The organism is Mesorhizobium sp. M7A.F.Ca.AU.002.02.1.1 (assembly GCF_003998535.1).
GTDB classification, from domain to species: Bacteria; Pseudomonadota; Alphaproteobacteria; order Rhizobiales; family Rhizobiaceae; genus Mesorhizobium; species Mesorhizobium ciceri.
Window position 1 is genome coordinate 1 of sequence record NZ_RZPB01001152.1, and the last position, 1371, is coordinate 1371.

3 protein-coding genes and 1 pseudogene are annotated in these 1371 nt (G+C 64.3%); 2 read left to right on the top strand and 2 right to left on the bottom strand.

Going from position 1 to position 1371, the window contains the following annotated elements; all coding sequences use genetic code 11:
* Positions 1-418: FCD domain-containing protein (locus EN879_RS35985; protein ID WP_164774835.1), on the top strand; the 418-nt coding region annotated here is incomplete at its 5' end.
* A gap of 113 nt (positions 419-531) precedes the next feature.
* Positions 532-765, top strand: coding sequence for a DUF982 domain-containing protein (locus tag EN879_RS35990; RefSeq protein WP_244506945.1), 234 nt, complete (start codon positions 532-534; stop codon positions 763-765).
* A gap of 66 nt (positions 766-831) precedes the next feature.
* On the opposite strand, the gene EN879_RS35995 is transcribed toward EN879_RS35990, so the two are convergent.
* Positions 832-984, bottom strand: coding sequence for a hypothetical protein (locus tag EN879_RS35995; protein ID WP_013532262.1), 153 nt, complete (start codon positions 982-984; stop codon positions 832-834).
* Between the two features lie 176 nt (positions 985-1160).
* Positions 1161-1371 (bottom strand): annotated as a pseudogene (locus tag EN879_RS36000) (aldo/keto reductase); the annotation flags it as partial.

Consider the following 1371-nt stretch of genomic DNA (forward strand, 5'->3'; position numbering starts at 1 on the left):
GGTTGCGGCAGTTCGCCTGACATGCGGCCTGGCGGACCGGAGCGCCATCGATGTCATCCAGGCGATGCTCGAATCCTGCGACAACGACACGCCGCGCGAGGAATGGCATCGCGTCGGCATGGATTTTCACATCGAACTGGCGCGTCTGTCGGGCAATGAATTCCTGTTCCGGGCGGTCCGTGATGCCATGACACGCCTGTCACGGGCGCGCTGGCTGGAGGTTCGCGACGAAGCGGCCCTCAGCCGCGCCTGGGCCGAACATCGCGCCATACTGGCGGCGGCACGCCGTGGCGACGCCGATGAAGCCGCGCGCCTGCTCTCGGTCCACATTGTCGGCAGCCGCGACCGGCTGGTGACGTCGCTCGCCAACGATCGGCGCGGTCTTCGCGCCAGAGGCTTTGCCGTCGTTGCTGCTTAAGGTGGATGAAGGGGCGCAAAGCGGCGTCTGGACGTGTGCGCACTTTCGCCCTCGCTTCGCAGACGCCGATGGCGTAAGGAGCGGCGATGGAAAACAACCGATTTGAAACACCTGTGACTGTGAAGTCAGTCGCGGCGGGAAGCACTCAGCTCTTGCGCACGGCGCGTGAGGCTTCCGACTACCTCCTCAACAGCTGGCCCGGCAAGCGCAGCCCCAAGCATCGCGCGGCCCTGCAGGCCTGCCATGACGCACTCGCCGGCGACAAGCCGGCGATGAACGCCAGGCGCGCCTTCATTGCGGCGGCGCGCGAAGTGGACGTCTTTGTCAGCGACAAGGCGCCGGCCTGACACAAGGCGACATCCGAGGCGGCAATCCGGATTGAGGCACGGCCCGCATCTGCGGGCCTTTTGCCGTCACTTTGCCGTTTCGGTTTCGGCTTCAGTCTCGTCTTCGGGCTTCGAACGTTCCCTCGCTGCAACCTTGGCTGCCAGCTTCTCGGCCTTCTTGGCCGCCTTCTGGCGGTCGCGTTCCTTGCGTTCCTGATCGTAGTTTGGTGGTCGCGCCATATCGGCTCCTTTTTCACTGCCTCGCGGCTCTGGTCCTGCCTAGGAGCATTAGCCGTCAAACACAACAGCTGAAGCGATAGTGCGTCGATGATGGCCAGGCTTGCAAGATGCGCGCCGCAATGATGGGGCCATGCCCATCATTGCGGCGGCGATACCTATCGCCATCGATTTGCCGATCAGATGCCGCTTCGGTCAATCACCAGATCGGCGGCACCAAAGCGGTCCTTTGCCGTCAGCTGCTGGTGCCAGTAGGGATAGAGCAAGGGCGGCCGGCTGACCGCGTCGAGGCGCGCGCGCTCCTCGTCGGAAAGCACCAGGCTTGCCGCCGCGATGTTGTCCAGGAACTGCGTTTCCGTCCTGCCGCCGATCACCAGGGAACTGATGGAC

Excerpts from the sequence above, each read along its gene's own strand:
- EN879_RS35995 (WP_013532262.1), bottom strand. The coding sequence starts at position 984 with ATGGCGCGACCACCAAACTACGATCAGGAACGCAAGGAACGCGACCGC.